This is a genomic window from Maricaulis alexandrii (assembly GCF_005871165.1).
Lineage (GTDB): Bacteria > Pseudomonadota > Alphaproteobacteria > Caulobacterales > Maricaulaceae > Maricaulis > Maricaulis alexandrii.
In genome coordinates, this window is record NZ_SWKP01000003.1 from 117,342 (window position 1) to 131,224 (window position 13,883).

Here is a 13,883-nt window from a genome sequence, read left to right on the forward strand (position 1 = left end):
CAGAAACCGAACGGAACGAAATGCGATGGTCAGGCGTCTTCGTCCGGTGCAATGCCCTCGGCCCGGAGCGTGGTCTCCGGGTCGAGGCTGCGCAGGGCGGCATAGTGGGACAGGAAGACATCGCCGGTCAGGTCGTCGAACAGGCCGGCCTTGATCAGCCCGTCGGCCACGGGGCCCTTCACTTCTGACAGGTGCAGTCGCACGCCGGCATCCTTGAGGCGGTCATTGATCTCGCGCAGGGACCCCAGGGCACTGGCATCAACAAAATTCACGGCCGGGAACATCAGGACAAGGTCCGTGGTGTCCGGGCTTTCCGTCATGAGCCGGGCGACCAGGTCTTCCAGGAAGCGGGCATTGGCGAAGTAGAGCGCGCTGTCCACCCGCAGGGAATAGACATGCGGTGAGACGACGACATCGTGCCGGTCCACATTGCGGAAATGGTGCGAGCCGGGCACCTGGCCCAGCCGGGCCCAGTGCGGCGCCATGGTCCGCTGCAGGATCAGGCCGACCGAGACGGCAACGCCCAGGGTGAGGCCGAATTCCACGCCCAGGAACAGCACGCCGAACAGGGTGAGGAAGGCTGCGGCCCCGTCGGCACGGGCATATTGCCAGGCGTGCCAGGTCTCCTTGAAATCCGCCAGTTTCCAGATCGCCGCCAGGATGGTCGCGGCCAGCACGGCCTTGGGCAGGTGATGAAAGGCCGGGGTGAGGAAGATCGCGACGGCGAGGATGATGAGGGCGGTGAAGATCCCGGCGATCGGGGTGCGGGCGCCGGCCGCGTCATTGACCACAGAGCGGGCAAAACCGCCGGTCACCGGATAACCGCCGGACAGGGCGGCGGCCGCATTGGCCGCCCCCAGACCGATCAGCTCGCGATTGGGCAGGATGTGTTCGCGGTTGCGCGCGGCCAGGGACTGACCGACCGAGACACTCTCGACAAAGCCGATCAGCGAGATCAGGGCGGCGGGGCCGACCAGGGCGCGCAGAGTGGCCAGGTCGACCAGAGGAAAGGCGAGCGGCGGCAGGCCGGTCGGCAGCGTACCGACAATCGCCAGGCCTGTGGTTTCGTGCAGATCCAGCTGCCAGGCCAGGACTGTCGAGGCTGCGACCAGCAGGGCCGGGGCCGCCCGGACCAACCCGTCCGCGATTGCCGGCGGCAGTCCGGCTTTCTTGAGCAGGCCGGGCAGGACCTCACGCGATCCCAGAAGGAAAATGAGGCTGGTCCCGCCCACCAGGAGCGGAACCCAGTGCAGGGAAAAACCGGTCTCGAACAGGGAATGGGCCAGTTCCGGAATGGTGGCACCATGCATGTCCAGGCCCAGGATATGGCGCAGCTGGCTGCCGATGATCAGCAGGGTTGAGGCGGTGATGAAGGCGTGCACGACGGGGCGGGACAGGAAATTGGCCACACTGCCCAGCCGGAAGATGGCGAACAGGAAGAGGAAGCCGCTGGAGAGCAGGGCCAGCGTGCCTGCGGCGGCCATGATGTCGGCCGGATTGTCCAGGCCGAGCGATCCGATCGCGGCGGCTGTCATCAGCGAAACCACGGCGACCGGTCCCACGGCGAGCACGCGGCTCGAGCCGAACAGGGCATAGGCGATCAGCGGCGTGGTGGAGGCGTAGAGGCCGGCCTGCGGTGGCAGTCCGGCCAGCAGAGCATAGGCGAGACTTTGCGGGATCAGCAGGATGGCCGTGATCAGGCTGGCCAGCGCATCCGATCCCAGCGTCCTGCGGTCATAGGTCCGCAGCCATCCCAGCAGGGGTAGGTAGCGGCTGAATTTCAGATCAGACAGCATCGATCGGCAGTTTGAGATAGCGCACGCCGTTTTCGGCCGGCTCCGGCAGATTGCCCGCGCGCATATTGACCTGGACCGAGGGCAGGATGAGTCGCGGCATGGACAGGGTGGCATCCCGTTCCGTGCGCATTTTCACGAACGCATCCTGGGTGGTTTCGGCATTGAGGTGGATATTCTTCGCCTTTTCCTCGGCGACCGTGGTCTCCCAGGCGAAATAGTCGCGGCCCGGCGCCTTGTAATCATGGCACATGAAGAGGCGGGTCTCGTCGGGCAGGGCGTAGATTTTCTGGACGGACTGGTAGAGCGTGGCCGCATCGCCGCCCGGGAAGTCGCAGCGCGCAGTGCCGAAATCCGGCATGAAGAGCGTGTCGCCGACAAAGGCGGCATCGGCGATGTGATAGACCATGCAGGCCGGCGTATGGCCCGGCGTCCAGATCGCCTCGGCCTCCAGATTGCCGATCCTGAAGGTCTCGCCATCCTTGAACAGATGACCGAACTGGGAGCCGTCGCGGGCAAAGCCGGGCTCGGCGTCGAACAGGTCGCCGAAGACTTTCTGGACATCGGTGACATGGTCGCCAATGCCGATCTTGCCGCCCAGCTGCTTGTGCAGATAGGGGGCGGCTGACAAATGGTCGGCATGGACATGGGTTTCCAGGATCCAGTCGACCGTCAGGTCTTCATCCTTGATGAAGCGGATCAGCTGGTCAGCAGAGCGGGTGGAGGTCCGGCCGGAGGCCTGGTCGAAATCCAGCACCGAATCGACGATCGCGGCCCGGCGCGTTTCCGGGTCGCTGACGACATAGCTCACCGTGAATGTGTCCGTGTCGAAAAACGCCTTGATGCCGGGCTTCTGGGTCATGTCGTCTCTTCTTCTGGCCGTTGTGCGGACGGAGCCGCGTCTCACGCTTGATATAGTGTACTTGCAGAGTTATGCAAGTATGCGATTGATGGATGGCGCGACCGGCAAAGCCGGACGCGTCCGGGAGAGACAGGACTATGACAGACCTTCGGGAATTTGAACCGGCAGAAGTGCAGGCGGAACTGGAAGCCGGGCGCTGTCTTCTCATTGATGTCCGCAATCCGGGCGAACATGCGCGGGCCCGCATTCCCGGGGCCGTACTGTGCCCTCTACCGGAGCTGGACCCGTCCAGCCTGCCCGAGGCCGGGGGCCGCGATCTCATTCTGCACTGCCAGTCCGGCATGCGCTCGCGCACGGCCTTCCAGCGCCTGCGTGCGACCGGGCTCAAGCCGGCCGGTCACATGAAGGGCGGGATCATGGCCTGGAAAGCGGCCGGTCTGCCTGTGGAGGGCAAGGGTGGCGGGTTCAGCCTGCCGGGTCTGCCCTGGATCCTGGGAGGCCTGGTCGTGATCATCCTGGCCCGGCTGATCGGCAATTGGGCCGGCTAGGCCTGGCAATAGGTCTCGTAGAGCGCGGACATCACCTTGCGCAGCTTCTCGTCGGCCAGGGCGTAATAGACGGTCTGGCCGGACTTGCGCGTCTTCACCAGCCCCTTGTTCCGCAGGATCGCCAATTGCTGGGACATGGCCTGGGTGGTCAGGTCGAGCTGCTCGGCCAGCTCGCCGACCGAGCGTTCCTCTTCCGTCAGCGCACACAGCGCCATCAGCCGCCCGGAATGCGCGAGCGTCTTCATCAGTTCGGCCACATCATCGGCCACGGGCTGCATGTCTTCGAATTGCACGGCGTACCTGAGAAGTTTCAGAAGTCTGCAAGTATGTAAGCAGGCTTTGCCCCGGCGTCCAGACGCGGCGGGCAGGGGCGGACTGAAATTTGTTATTGTGTTAGCGCGCTAACACGCTATATCGGCGGTCAAGGAGTAACACCCATGGCCGACATCACTGCCGATACCCGTTCCGCCCAGCCCGATCTGGGACCGCTCTGCGACGCGATCCTGCTGATCGAGGACCGTGTGGAAGCCGAGCGCTTCCTGCGGGACCTGCTGACGCCGGGCGAGATCAAGACCCTCACCGAACGCTGGCGCGTGGCGCGCCTGCTGGATGAGGGCGGGATTTCCTATCGCGAGATCGCTGAGAAGACCGGCGCCTCCACCACCACGGTCACCCGGGTTGCCCGTTTTCTCAGCCAGGAGCCCTGGCAGGGCTATCGCACTATTCTCAACCGATTGAAGGAGCAGGACTCGTGAGTTCGCGTCTGCGTATTGCCGTTCAAAGCAAGGGCCGCCTCGCCGAGGGCGGCATGGATCTGCTCAAGCGCTGTGGTCTGCGCTTCGCCTATGGTCGCGACAAGCTGCACCAGCGGGCCGAGAACATGGATGTCGATCTGATGCTGGTCCGCGATGACGACATCCCGAATTTTGTCGCGTCCGGCGCCTGCGATTACGGCATTGTCGGTGAGAATGTCCTGGCCGAGGAACAGGCGGCCGGCGGCCGCGCCCAGGAGCTGGAGATTGCCCTGCGTCTGGGCTTTGCCGGCTGCACGCTGAAACTCGCCGCATCCGAGGGCGGGGACATCAGGTCCGCCAAGGACCTGGACGGCAAGGCGGTGGCCACCTCCTATCCGGCCCTGACGGCCAAATACCTGGCCGACAATGGTGTGAAGGCCGAGATCGTCGAGATGCGCGGTTCCGTGGAAGTGGCGCCGCGCCTGCGCATTGCCGATGCGATCTGTGATCTCGTCTCGTCCGGCGCGACCCTGCAGGCCAATGGCCTCAAGGCTTTCGAGACGGTGCTGGAGAGTGAGGCCGTCCTGATCCGCCGCAAGTCGGGCCGCAACGAAACCGCCGACGAGATTGCCAATATCCTGATGCGGCGCGCGCGCGGCGTCATCGATTGCGCCCAGACCAAATACATCATGCTGAACGCACCGGTGGACCGGCTCGACGCCATCCGCTCGCTCCTGCCCGGGGCCGATGCACCCACCGTGGCCCAGATTGCCGGCCGCGAGGATGTCGTCGCCCTGCATGCGGTCTGCCGTGAACGCGTCTTCTGGGAGACCCTGGAAGCGCTTGAAAAGGAGGGCGCCCGCGCCATCCTCGTCCTGCCCATCGAGAAAATGCTGGCCTGATCCCATGAGCATGCTTGAAACCCTGATCTGGAACGAGGCCTCCGAAGCCGAACGCCGCCGGGCGCTGGCCCGGCCGGTGGAAACCGGGACCGCGGACGCCGCGGCGCGCGAGATCGTCGATGCGGTCCGGGCGCAGGGCGATACCGCCGTGCGCGCCTATGCCTCGCGGCTGGACGGTTACGCGCCGGATGATTTCCGCGTTCCCGCTGATGCCCTGACGCAGGCCCGCGCCGCCATGGACGCGGCCGATGTCGAGGCCATCAAGGCGGCGGCCGATGCCGTGCGCCGTTTCCACATCAAACAGGGTTATTCCGCCTATTCCGTGGAGACCTGGTCCGGCGTGCAGGCCTCGCGCCGGGCGACGCCGGTTGATGTCGCCGCGCTCTATGTGCCGGCTGGCAGCGCGCCACTCGTCTCCACCCTGATCATGCTGGCCGTACCCGCCCAGCTGGCCGGTGTGCCGCGCATCGTCGTGGTCGCACCGCCGAACGGGGAGGGCGGGGTGAACCCGGCCCTGCTGGCGACGGCGGAGATTCTCGGTCTGGACGAAGTCTATGCCCTTGGTGGCGCCCAAGCGGTCGCCGCCCTGGCAACGGGGAGTGCCGGCCTGCCGCGCGCCGACAAGATTTTCGGTCCGGGCAATGCCTATGTCGCCGCCGCCAAATCCTATGTCGCAGGTCTGCCGGGCGGTCCCGCCATCGATCTGCCGGCCGGACCCAGCGAGGTGATGGTGATCGCCGATGGCGAGGCCGATGCCGATTTCGTGGCCAGCGATCTCCTGAGCCAGGCCGAACACGATCCGTCGGCCCAGGTCGTCCTGGTCTGTTTCGACACCGCCACGCGTGACCGCGTGCTTGCCGCGACGCAAGCCCAGCTGGCCGACCTGCCGCGGGCCGAGATTGCCCGGGCGGCGCTGGAAAACTCCCGTACCGTGATCTGCGACAGCCTGGAGGCCGCGGCAGAGGTCGCCAATGCCTATGCGCCGGAACACCTGATCCTGCAGGCGGACAGTGCGGAACGCCTGGTCGGGCTCGTTCGTCATGCCGGGTCGATCTTTGTCGGTGCCTGGACGCCGGAAGCGGCGGGCGATTATGCCGCCGGTCCCAATCACACCCTGCCGACGAGCGGGGCCGGGCGGGCCTATGGCGGCGTCTCCGTGGAAAGCTTCCAGAAGACCACCACCATTCTGCGCGCCAGTGCCGAAGGCGCGGCGGGTCTGGCTCCGACCGTGGAACGCCTGGCCGCGCTGGAAGGGCTGGAGGCCCACGCAACGGCCATGCGTCTGCGCCGCGAGAAGGCTGAAGCGCTGAAATTGGAAACCGCAGCGGCCTCTGGTCCCCGGGCCGGCACAAAACGCCGCAAGACGGGCGAGACCGATGTCACGGTCACGGTCAATCTGGACCGCAATGGCCCGAACCGCATCGAGACCGGCGTCGGCTATTTCGATCACATGCTCGACCAGATCGCCCGCCATGGCGGGATTGCACTGGACGTGGCGGTGGAGGGTGACCTCCACATCGACGCCCACCACACGATCGAGGATGTCTGCCTGACTTTCGGGGAAGCCCTGCGTGAAGCCCTGGGTGACAAGCGCGGCATTGCGCGGTTCGGCTTTGAACTGCCCATGGACGAAACCCTGGCCTCGGTCTGGATCGATCTGTCCGGGCGTCCCTTTGCCAAGTTCGAGGGCGAAATTCCCGGCGAAATGGTCGGCGGTTTCCCCGTCGAAATGACCTCGCACGCCTTCCGCTCGATTGCGGAAAGTCTCGGCGCGGCCATTCACGTCAAGGTGGAGGGCGAGAACGCCCACCACATGGTGGAAGGTTGTTTCAAGGCGTTTGGCCGGGCCCTGCGCGGCGCGGTCCGTATCGAGGGTGACGCGCTGCCGTCCACCAAGGGCATGCTGGCATGACGATCGGTCTCATCGATACCGGCTGCGCCAATATCGCCTCGGTCCGCTTTGCCCTGGAACGGGCCGGGCTGGAGCATGTCGTCGTGCGCGACCCTTCCGAGACCGGCGATTGCGACCGGCTGATCCTGCCGGGCGTGGGCGCGGCAGGGGCTGCCATGGCGCGTCTGCAGGACCGGGGCTGGCCGGACGCTTTCCGCCAGGATGATCGTCCGCTTCTGGGCATTTGCCTGGGCATGCAGCTCCTGTTCGACCACTCCGCCGAAGGCGAGGTCGATACGCTCGGCCTGATCCCGGGCCGGGTGGAGAAACTGCCCCTCTCCGAGAGCCTGGTCTGGCCGCACATGGGCTGGAATGCGCTTCAGGCCTTCGGCCAGGACGAGCCGCTCCTGCGCGCTGTCTCGCTCGGCGAGTACGCCTATTTCGTCCACGGCTTCTACGCCCCGGTCGGCGCCCACACCGTGGCCCAGGCCGACTACGGCGCAGAAGTCTCCGCCATTGTCCGTGCCGGACACATTGCCGGCTGCCAGTTCCACCCGGAACGCTCCGGTCGTGTCGGTGCCCGTATCCTGTCCAACTTCGCGAGTCAGTAGTCCTGTGATCCTCTATCCTGCAATCGATCTGCTCGACGGCCGTGTCGTGCGCCTGCACAAGGGCGCCTTTGACGCGGTCACCGATTATGGCGACGACCCGGTCGCGGTCGCCGAACGCTTCGGCGAAGCCGGGGCCAGCTGGGTGCATGTCGTCGACCTGTCCGGCGCGCGCGACGGCAAGCGCCGCCAGAGCGATACGATCCGCGAGTTGTGCCGTACCGGGCTGCGCGTGCAGACGGGTGGCGGTGTGCGCTCCGCGGAAGATGTGGAGAGCCTGCTGGCGATCGGCGTGGAGCGCGTCATTGTCGGTTCGCTCGCCGTCACCGAACCGGAACAGGTTTCGCGATGGCTGGAGCGCTATGGTCCCGACCACATCACGCTGGCCCTGGATGTGAAACGCACGGGCGGCCAGTACCGGCCGGCCCTGTCCGGCTGGACCGATCTGATGATGACGACGCTGGATGATGTCGTGAAAGCCTATGACGGTGCAGGTCTGGCCCATGCCCTGGTCACCGATATCGGCCGGGATGGCGATCTGTCCGGTCCGAACCTCGCCCTGTATCGCGGTCTCGTCGAGCGCTTCCCCGAGGTGCAATGGCAGGCCTCTGGCGGCATTGCCTCGCTGGAAGACATCAAGGCGGCGCGCGAAACCGGTGTGGCCGGGGCGATTTCCGGCAAGGCGATCTATGAAAACCGCTTCAGCATCCAAGAGGCCCTGGCATGCTCGCAAGGCGAATAATTCCCTGCCTGGACGTGCGCGATGGCCGCGTCGTGAAAGGCGTGAAATTCCGCGATCACGAGGATGTCGGCGATATTGTCGACCTGGCCCGCCGCTATGCCCGTGAAGGGGCGGACGAGCTGGTCTTCTACGACATTGCCGCCTCGGCCCGCGGCGCCACGGTGGAACCGGAATGGGTCAGCCGGGTTGCGCGCGAGATCGATATTCCCTTCTGCGTCGCCGGCGGAATACGTTCCGTCGATGATGCCCGTGCCCGCCTGTTTGCCGGTGCGGACAAGATCTCCGTCAACACACCGGCGCTGGCCCATCCGGCGCTGATCGACACGCTGGCCCGGGAGTTCGGCAGCCAATGCATCGTCCTGGGCGTGGACAGCCGCGTCATCGATGGCGCCTGGCGCGTGCACCAGTTCACCGGCGATCCGGACAAGACACTGACCGATCACCGCAAGACGCTGGACTGGGTGCGTGAAGCCATTGATCGCGGCGTCGGTGAGGTCGTGCTGAACTGCATGGACATGGATGGCGTGCGCGATGGCTATGACATCGAGCAATTGGCCGCCGTCCGGGCGGTGTGTTCCACACCTTTGATCGCCTCCGGCGGGGCCGGACGGAAAGAGCACTTCAAATCCGTGTTCGAATTGGCCAATGTCGACGGGGCGCTGGCCGCCAGCGTGTTTCACAAGGGGGTCATCGAAATCGGCGATTTGAAAGCCTATCTCGGTGATGAGGGAATCAGAGTCAGACCATGATTGATGCCAAAAGCCTGGACTGGAAAAAGTCCGACGGGCTCATCCCGGCCATTATCCAGGACGCGGCCACGCGCCAGGTCCTCATGCTGGGTTACATGAATGAAGACGCGCTCGCGAAGACCATCGAGAGCGGCAAGGTGCATTTCTTCTCCCGCTCGCGCCAGGAACTCTGGAAGAAGGGCGAGACCTCGGGGAATACGTTCAAGCTCGTCTCCCTGGCGGCCGATTGCGACAAGGACACGCTGCTGGTCGAGGTGAAGCCGAAGGGCCCGGCCTGTCATACCGGCACGGTCTCCTGTTTCGGGGATGACCCGGCACCGGGCCTGGGCTTCCTGGCGCATTTGCGGGCGATCATCCGCAAGCGCAAGAAGGACAAGCCCAAAGGCTCCTATGTCGGCGGGTTGATGGCCCGCGCGCCGAAACGTCCGGCCCAGAAGGTCGGCGAGGAGGGCGTCGAGGTTGCCATGGCGGCGGTGTCCGAAAGCAAGGCGGCGCTCAAGGGCGAGGCGGCGGATCTGCTTTTCCACCTCATGGTCCTGCTGGAATCCCGCGACCTCAGCCTGGATGATGTCGTCAATGTCCTGCGCAAGCGCCACGCGGTGCGGGCTGCGAAACCGGGTAACAAACAGGAATAGTTCCATGATGAAATCGGCCGCGCTGGGAATTTCGGCTCTGCTTCTCGTCACGCTCCCCGCCTGTGCCCAGGACTATGTCCCGCCGCGGGGTGATGCGAACTGGGAAGCGCGTGATCCGGCCGATATGGGTCTGGATCCGGATGCGCTTCAGGCGGCGATCGATTTTGCCATCGCGAACGAGACTTCCCCGCCGGAAGGCTGGGAGGGGATTGATGTGCGCGATCTCTCCCTCATGGTGCCGCTGACCTGGGCCTTTGAGCCGCATTCCAGCCCGCTGGGTGAATTGCGTCCGCGCGGTGAGCCGTCCGGCCTCATCCTGCGCGACGGCTATATCGTGGCGTCCTGGGGTGAGCTGGAGCGGGTCGACATGACCTTCTCCATCTCCAAGACCTTCCTCTCCCACACGATCGGTCTCGCCCTGGCGGACGGGCTGATCGCGGACGTGAATGACCCGGTCTCATCCGATGTCGCCGATCCGCTCTTCCATACCGAGCACAATACGCCGATCACCTGGGACCAGATGCTGCGCCAGACCTCGGGCTGGTGGGGCACGCTCTGGGACAAGCCGGCCTGGGCCGACCGACCGGCGCGCGACAATCCGGCGCGCGATCTTGTGGCCGGTCCGCCGGAACCGGGGTCGGCCTGGGAATACAATGATGTCCGCGTGAACGCCCTGGCCCTGGCCGGGCTGCATGTCTGGGAGCGCGAGCTGCCGGATGTCCTGGCCGAACGGATCATGGACCCGATCGGCTCGTCCGGGACCTGGGAATGGCATGGCTATGAGAATAGCCATGTCACGCTCAATGGCGAAGAGATGTGGTCCGTCTCCGGCGGCGGTCACTGGGGCGGCGGCATGATGCTGTCGGCCTATGACCAGGCCCGGTTCGGCCTGCTCGGCCTGCGCCGCGGCAATTGGGGCGGGGAGCAGCTCGTGCCGGAAGACTTCTACACCGCTGCGACCACGCCGACCGATGTCATGCCGTCCTATGGCTATATGAATTTCTTCCTCAACGTGCCGGGCGATGAGCGGGCCGCGATTGCCGTCGAGGAAGCGCCGTCGTCCAGCTTCGCCTATCTCGGAGCGGGGGCGAACATGATCTATATCGATCCCGAACACGACATTGTGGCCGTGGTCCGTTGGATCGACTCCGCCCAGCGCAATGAATTCATCCGGCAGTTGATGGCGGCGATCGAGGAGTAAGGCGACCCGCCCCGGTTCGCGGCCCGGTTCGCGCGCTGGTTACCGCGCTCCTGATTTCAATTTGAAATTGCTAACCAGCCTCAATCGCTTCAGAATACGCCTCAGGGGCGAGCCCGGACCGGGTGTCGCGGCAGACCGAGGAGGGTGGCATGCAAATGCTGGATCTGCGTGTGTGGAGTGTGATGTGTCTGGGGGCTGTGTGGCTGGCGGCCTGTTCGCCGGCGGCTGACGAGGCGGCACCGGCGCCTGAGGCGGAGACCGTACCGGCGGAACTCTCGGAACCGGCCGCTGATCTTGTGACCAATGATGATCCGCCGCCGCGCGCGGATGCCTTCGAGGAAGTCACCAATTTCCTCGCCTGTACCGGCAATCCCTATGCCCTTTGCTACTATTCCGGGCCGGAGGGTGCGCAGCCGACGATGGATGGCAGTTCCACGCCCTTGCCCTGCAATCCCAACGCCACCGAGACGGCGGCCGACTGCACCTGTTTTGCGGTCACCAATGGCGTCTATGTCGAGGATGGCGATCCGCTGATCTTCAATTTCGTGGAGATCGGCTCGATCCTGAATCCGGAGGTCCGGGCGGAAACCATGGCTGTGTGCCATGAGGATGGCTCGAACTGCCTCAACATGGTCAATCTGGCCAGCGGCATCTGCGAGTACAGCGACAATCCGGTGATCGCCGCGCTGGAAGAGTGCCAGCCTGCTCCGGTCTGTGACTATCTCGGCGATGTGGCGACGGGAACGACGCAGACGCTCTATCCCGAACAGCCCGATGTGGCCCTGATCTCGACCTTCTCCATGGCCTATCAGGACGTGATGTATTTCGGCTCCACCGATTGCAGCGACCAGGCGGAGCCGCTCTATGCCGGCTGCATGACGGCGCCCTGTACAGAAGCGGACGAGAACGGGCTGACCACCTGTACCTGTCCGACCTATGCCGGGCCCTATCAGGTCGGTCAGGAATATCCGCCGCAGACACCGTCGAATCCCGATGCGCCGCAAGTGCAGTGTGATATCTCGCCGAATGTCTGGTCGGCGGCGCTCAACAATATGAGCACGCCGGTCACGCCGGGCGACTGATCCGCCTCAGGCGCCGGGGCCGAAGCGTTCCGTCATGGAATGGCGGCTGCCCGGATGGACCAGACGGGCATAGGTGACGACATCATCGCCCTGGAAGGTCCGCCGCTCCAGCACGAGCAGGGCATCACCCGGCGCCGTGCCCAGTCGGCGGGCCTGCTCCGGCGAGGCATTGATGGCGGACACGGTGTGTTCCGCCTCCGTCCAGGGGGCGGCGCGCAGCAGCCAGCTGCCCGGTCCCACGGTGGAGAAATCGGCATGGGCCGCCTCCGGAAGGAGGTTGAGATTGATCCAGCGCTGCTCGTATTCGACGATCTTGCCATCCGCCGTGTGCAGGCATTCCACATGCTGCAGCCGGGTCCCGAAGGGCAGGCGCATATGGCGGGCAATCGCGTCGGGCGCGGGAATGGTTTCGTTGATTTCACAGCGATAGCCATAGACCTCGCCGCGGGCGGGAATGGCGCTGGCCATGTCGACAATCTGCAGGATCGCCGCCGGGGCATCCGGCTGGGCGACAAAGGTGCCGGCCCGGCGCTTGCGCACCAGAAGCCCGTCCTCGGTCAATTCCTTCAGGGCCCGGTTCACGGTCATGCGGGCAATGGACATGTGCTCGGTGAACTCCGATTCCGAGGGCAGACGGTGGCCGGGTTTCCAGTGTCCCGACCGGATCAGGCCGGAGATGGCGCGCTTGATCTGGTCATAGACCGGGCCTTCGCCATCGAGCTGGATGTCGTCCATACCCCCGCGCATCAGACGGCCTCCAGGATGTCGGACAGCGTGGTCCGCCAGGCCTTGTCCATGGTCTCGCGGGCTAGGGCCCGGCCCTCGCGGACACATTCGCGGCCGCCGACATGGACCGAACGCACCAGGCTGCGCTCGCCGCAGAACAGCCAGCTGTCCAGCAGCGCATCGCCGCGCCGGCCGGTCAGGCCGGGATGATGCGTGTCCAGCTCCACCAGGTCGGCCCGCATGCCCGGCGACAGCTGCCCCTGCCTGTGCTGCAAGGCCCGGCCCCCCCCGGACAGGCTCGCCTCGAAAAGGCGGCGGCCTGTGCTCTGGCCGGCCCCGGCGAGTACATTGCGTTCGCGGCGGGTGAGGCGCTGTCCATATTCCAGCAAGCGGATTTCCTCGGCCAGATCGATCCGGATATGGCTGTCCGAGCCGATCCCGATCACACCGCCCTCGGCCAGGTAATCCACGGCCGGAAACAGCCCGTCGCCCAGATTGGCCTCGGTCAGCGGACACAGGCCGGCAACGGCGCCGGAGCGGGCCAGGTCGCGGGTTTCGCTGGCGTCCATATGGGTGGCGTGGACCAGGCACCAGGTCGCATCGACCGGCTGGTTGTCGAGCAGATGCCGCACCGGACGCGCGCCGGTCGAGGCCAGGCAATCCTCCACTTCGCGGACCTGTTCGGCGATATGGATATGGACCGGGCCGGCCTTTGCCAGCGGCCGGATCGCGTCGATATCCGCCAGGTCGGCCGCCCGCAGGGAGTGCGGGGCGATGCCGATATTGGCGTGATCGAGCCGGGCGACATGGCGCGCGGAGGCGGTGTGGAGTTCGGCGTAACTGTCCGGATCATTGAGGAAACGGCGCTGGCCCTCGCTCGGCGACTGGCAGTCGAAACCGGCCCAGCGATAGAAGACGGGCAGGAGGGTGAGGGCGATCCCGGTCCGGGCCGAGGCTGCGCAAATCCGCGCCGCCATTTCGGCAGGATCGTCATAGGGCGATCCGTCCGGGGCGTGGTGGAGATAGTGGAATTCCCCGACGCTGGTGAAACCGGCCTCGAGCATTTCCACCTGCACCCAGCCGGCAATCGCCTCGACATGGTCGGGCGTCAGCCGTTCATTGAAGGCGTACATGAGCTGGCGCCAGGACCAGAAACTGTCCGAACCGGGGCCACGGCGCTCGGTCAGACCGGCCATTGCGCGCTGGAAACTGTGCGAATGCAGGTTCGCCATGCCGGGCACACAGCATCGCAACAGCACTGAATCGGGTTCAGGATCGGCCTGGGAGCGGACTGAAATGATATCGCCATGCGTGTCGACCGTGATCGCGACACGATCAGCCCAACCCTCCGGCAGGAGTGCGGTCTCGGCGAAAAATTCAGTCATCACGGTTCAACCCGGCTGGACAGAC

General features: G+C 65.4%; 15 protein-coding genes. 10 read left to right on the forward strand and 5 right to left on the reverse strand.

What is annotated here, in order from left to right; all coding sequences use genetic code 11:
• Positions 1–29: 29 nt before the first annotated feature.
• Positions 30–1,796, reverse strand: a complete 1,767-nt coding sequence (locus FCS99_RS00680) for a SulP family inorganic anion transporter (protein WP_138509523.1) — start codon at positions 1,794–1,796, stop codon at positions 30–32.
• Positions 1,786–2,655 (reverse strand): MBL fold metallo-hydrolase, encoded by an 870-nt coding sequence (locus FCS99_RS00685; protein ID WP_138509525.1) that lies wholly within the window; start codon positions 2,653–2,655, stop codon positions 1,786–1,788. The genes FCS99_RS00680 and FCS99_RS00685 overlap by 11 nt, the downstream gene beginning before the upstream one ends.
• A gap of 137 nt (positions 2,656–2,792) precedes the next feature.
• Between FCS99_RS00685 and FCS99_RS00690 the strand changes: the two genes are divergently transcribed.
• Entirely contained in the window at positions 2,793–3,203 is a 411-nt protein-coding gene (locus tag FCS99_RS00690; protein ID WP_138509527.1) for a rhodanese-like domain-containing protein, read from the forward strand.
• Here FCS99_RS00690 and FCS99_RS00695 read toward each other — a convergent pair.
• Positions 3,200–3,496 (reverse strand): ArsR/SmtB family transcription factor, encoded by a 297-nt coding sequence (locus FCS99_RS00695; RefSeq protein WP_233352607.1) that lies wholly within the window; start codon positions 3,494–3,496, stop codon positions 3,200–3,202. The genes FCS99_RS00690 and FCS99_RS00695 overlap by 4 nt on opposite strands.
• A 144-nt stretch (positions 3,497–3,640) precedes the next feature.
• Between FCS99_RS00695 and FCS99_RS00700 the strand changes: the two genes are divergently transcribed.
• From FCS99_RS00700 to FCS99_RS00740, 9 genes are all read left to right on the forward strand, one after another.
• A complete protein-coding gene (locus FCS99_RS00700) occupies positions 3,641–3,958 on the forward strand; it encodes a YerC/YecD family TrpR-related protein (protein ID WP_171036189.1) in 318 nt (105 codons plus the stop codon).
• On the forward strand, positions 3,955–4,839 hold the full coding sequence (gene hisG, locus FCS99_RS00705; protein ID WP_138509529.1) for an ATP phosphoribosyltransferase: 885 nt from the start codon (positions 3,955–3,957) through the stop codon (positions 4,837–4,839). The genes FCS99_RS00700 and hisG overlap by 4 nt, the downstream gene beginning before the upstream one ends.
• Positions 4,840–4,843: 4 nt before the next feature.
• Positions 4,844–6,751 carry a histidinol dehydrogenase gene (gene hisD / locus FCS99_RS00710; RefSeq protein WP_199288117.1) on the forward strand — a complete coding sequence of 636 codons (1,908 nt, stop codon included), beginning with the start codon at positions 4,844–4,846 and terminating at the stop codon, positions 6,749–6,751.
• A complete protein-coding gene (hisH, locus tag FCS99_RS00715) occupies positions 6,748–7,341 on the forward strand; it encodes an imidazole glycerol phosphate synthase subunit HisH (RefSeq protein WP_138509531.1) in 594 nt (197 codons plus the stop codon). The genes hisD and hisH overlap by 4 nt, the downstream gene beginning before the upstream one ends.
• A gap of 4 nt (positions 7,342–7,345) precedes the next feature.
• Entirely contained in the window at positions 7,346–8,080 is a 735-nt protein-coding gene (hisA, locus tag FCS99_RS00720; protein ID WP_138509533.1) for a 1-(5-phosphoribosyl)-5-[(5-phosphoribosylamino)methylideneamino]imidazole-4-carboxamide isomerase, read from the forward strand.
• A complete protein-coding gene (gene hisF, locus FCS99_RS00725) occupies positions 8,062–8,829 on the forward strand; it encodes an imidazole glycerol phosphate synthase subunit HisF (RefSeq protein ID WP_138509535.1) in 768 nt (255 codons plus the stop codon). The genes hisA and hisF overlap by 19 nt, the downstream gene beginning before the upstream one ends.
• Complete coding sequence (hisIE, locus tag FCS99_RS00730) at positions 8,826–9,464, forward strand: bifunctional phosphoribosyl-AMP cyclohydrolase/phosphoribosyl-ATP diphosphatase HisIE (RefSeq protein WP_138509537.1); 639 nt, start codon at positions 8,826–8,828, stop codon at positions 9,462–9,464. Before hisF ends, hisIE begins: the two co-directional genes overlap by 4 nt.
• A gap of 4 nt (positions 9,465–9,468) precedes the next feature.
• A complete protein-coding gene (locus FCS99_RS00735) occupies positions 9,469–10,665 on the forward strand; it encodes a serine hydrolase domain-containing protein (RefSeq protein ID WP_233352608.1) in 1,197 nt (398 codons plus the stop codon).
• A gap of 149 nt (positions 10,666–10,814) precedes the next feature.
• Positions 10,815–11,747: a hypothetical protein gene (locus tag FCS99_RS00740; RefSeq protein ID WP_138509539.1), complete on the forward strand. Its 933-nt coding sequence runs from the start codon at positions 10,815–10,817 to the stop codon at positions 11,745–11,747.
• Between the two features lie 6 nt (positions 11,748–11,753).
• Here FCS99_RS00740 and hutC read toward each other — a convergent pair whose 3' ends face one another.
• The gene (hutC, locus tag FCS99_RS00745; RefSeq protein WP_171036190.1) at positions 11,754–12,494 is read right to left on the reverse strand and encodes a histidine utilization repressor; all 741 of its coding nucleotides are present in this window, start codon (positions 12,492–12,494) and stop codon (positions 11,754–11,756) included.
• The gene (locus tag FCS99_RS00750; protein ID WP_138509543.1) at positions 12,494–13,858 is read right to left on the reverse strand and encodes a formimidoylglutamate deiminase; all 1,365 of its coding nucleotides are present in this window, start codon (positions 13,856–13,858) and stop codon (positions 12,494–12,496) included. Before FCS99_RS00750 ends, hutC begins: the two co-directional genes overlap by 1 nt.
• Positions 13,859–13,883 lie beyond the last annotated feature (25 nt).

Bases quoted from the DNA above. Each gene is read 5' to 3' on its own strand.
- FCS99_RS00735 (WP_233352608.1), top strand. From the start codon at position 9,469: ATGATGAAATCGGCCGCGCTGGGAATTTCGGCTCTGCTTCTCGTCACG.
- hisD (WP_199288117.1), top strand. From the start codon at position 4,844: ATGAGCATGCTTGAAACCCTGATCTGGAACGAGGCCTCCGAAGCCGAA.
- FCS99_RS00750 (WP_138509543.1), bottom strand. From the start codon at position 13,858: ATGACTGAATTTTTCGCCGAGACCGCACTCCTGCCGGAGGGTTGGGCT.
- hutC (WP_171036190.1), bottom strand. From the start codon at position 12,494: ATGCGCGGGGGTATGGACGACATCCAGCTCGATGGCGAAGGCCCGGTC.
- hisIE (WP_138509537.1), top strand. From the start codon at position 8,826: ATGATTGATGCCAAAAGCCTGGACTGGAAAAAGTCCGACGGGCTCATC.
- FCS99_RS00740 (WP_138509539.1), top strand. From the start codon at position 10,815: ATGCAAATGCTGGATCTGCGTGTGTGGAGTGTGATGTGTCTGGGGGCT.
- FCS99_RS00680 (WP_138509523.1), bottom strand. From the start codon at position 1,796: ATGCTGTCTGATCTGAAATTCAGCCGCTACCTACCCCTGCTGGGATGG.
- hisF (WP_138509535.1), top strand. From the start codon at position 8,062: ATGCTCGCAAGGCGAATAATTCCCTGCCTGGACGTGCGCGATGGCCGC.
- hisH (WP_138509531.1), top strand. From the start codon at position 6,748: ATGACGATCGGTCTCATCGATACCGGCTGCGCCAATATCGCCTCGGTC.
- FCS99_RS00685 (WP_138509525.1), bottom strand. From the start codon at position 2,655: ATGACCCAGAAGCCCGGCATCAAGGCGTTTTTCGACACGGACACATTC.
- FCS99_RS00700 (WP_171036189.1), top strand. From the start codon at position 3,641: ATGGCCGACATCACTGCCGATACCCGTTCCGCCCAGCCCGATCTGGGA.
- FCS99_RS00690 (WP_138509527.1), top strand. From the start codon at position 2,793: ATGACAGACCTTCGGGAATTTGAACCGGCAGAAGTGCAGGCGGAACTG.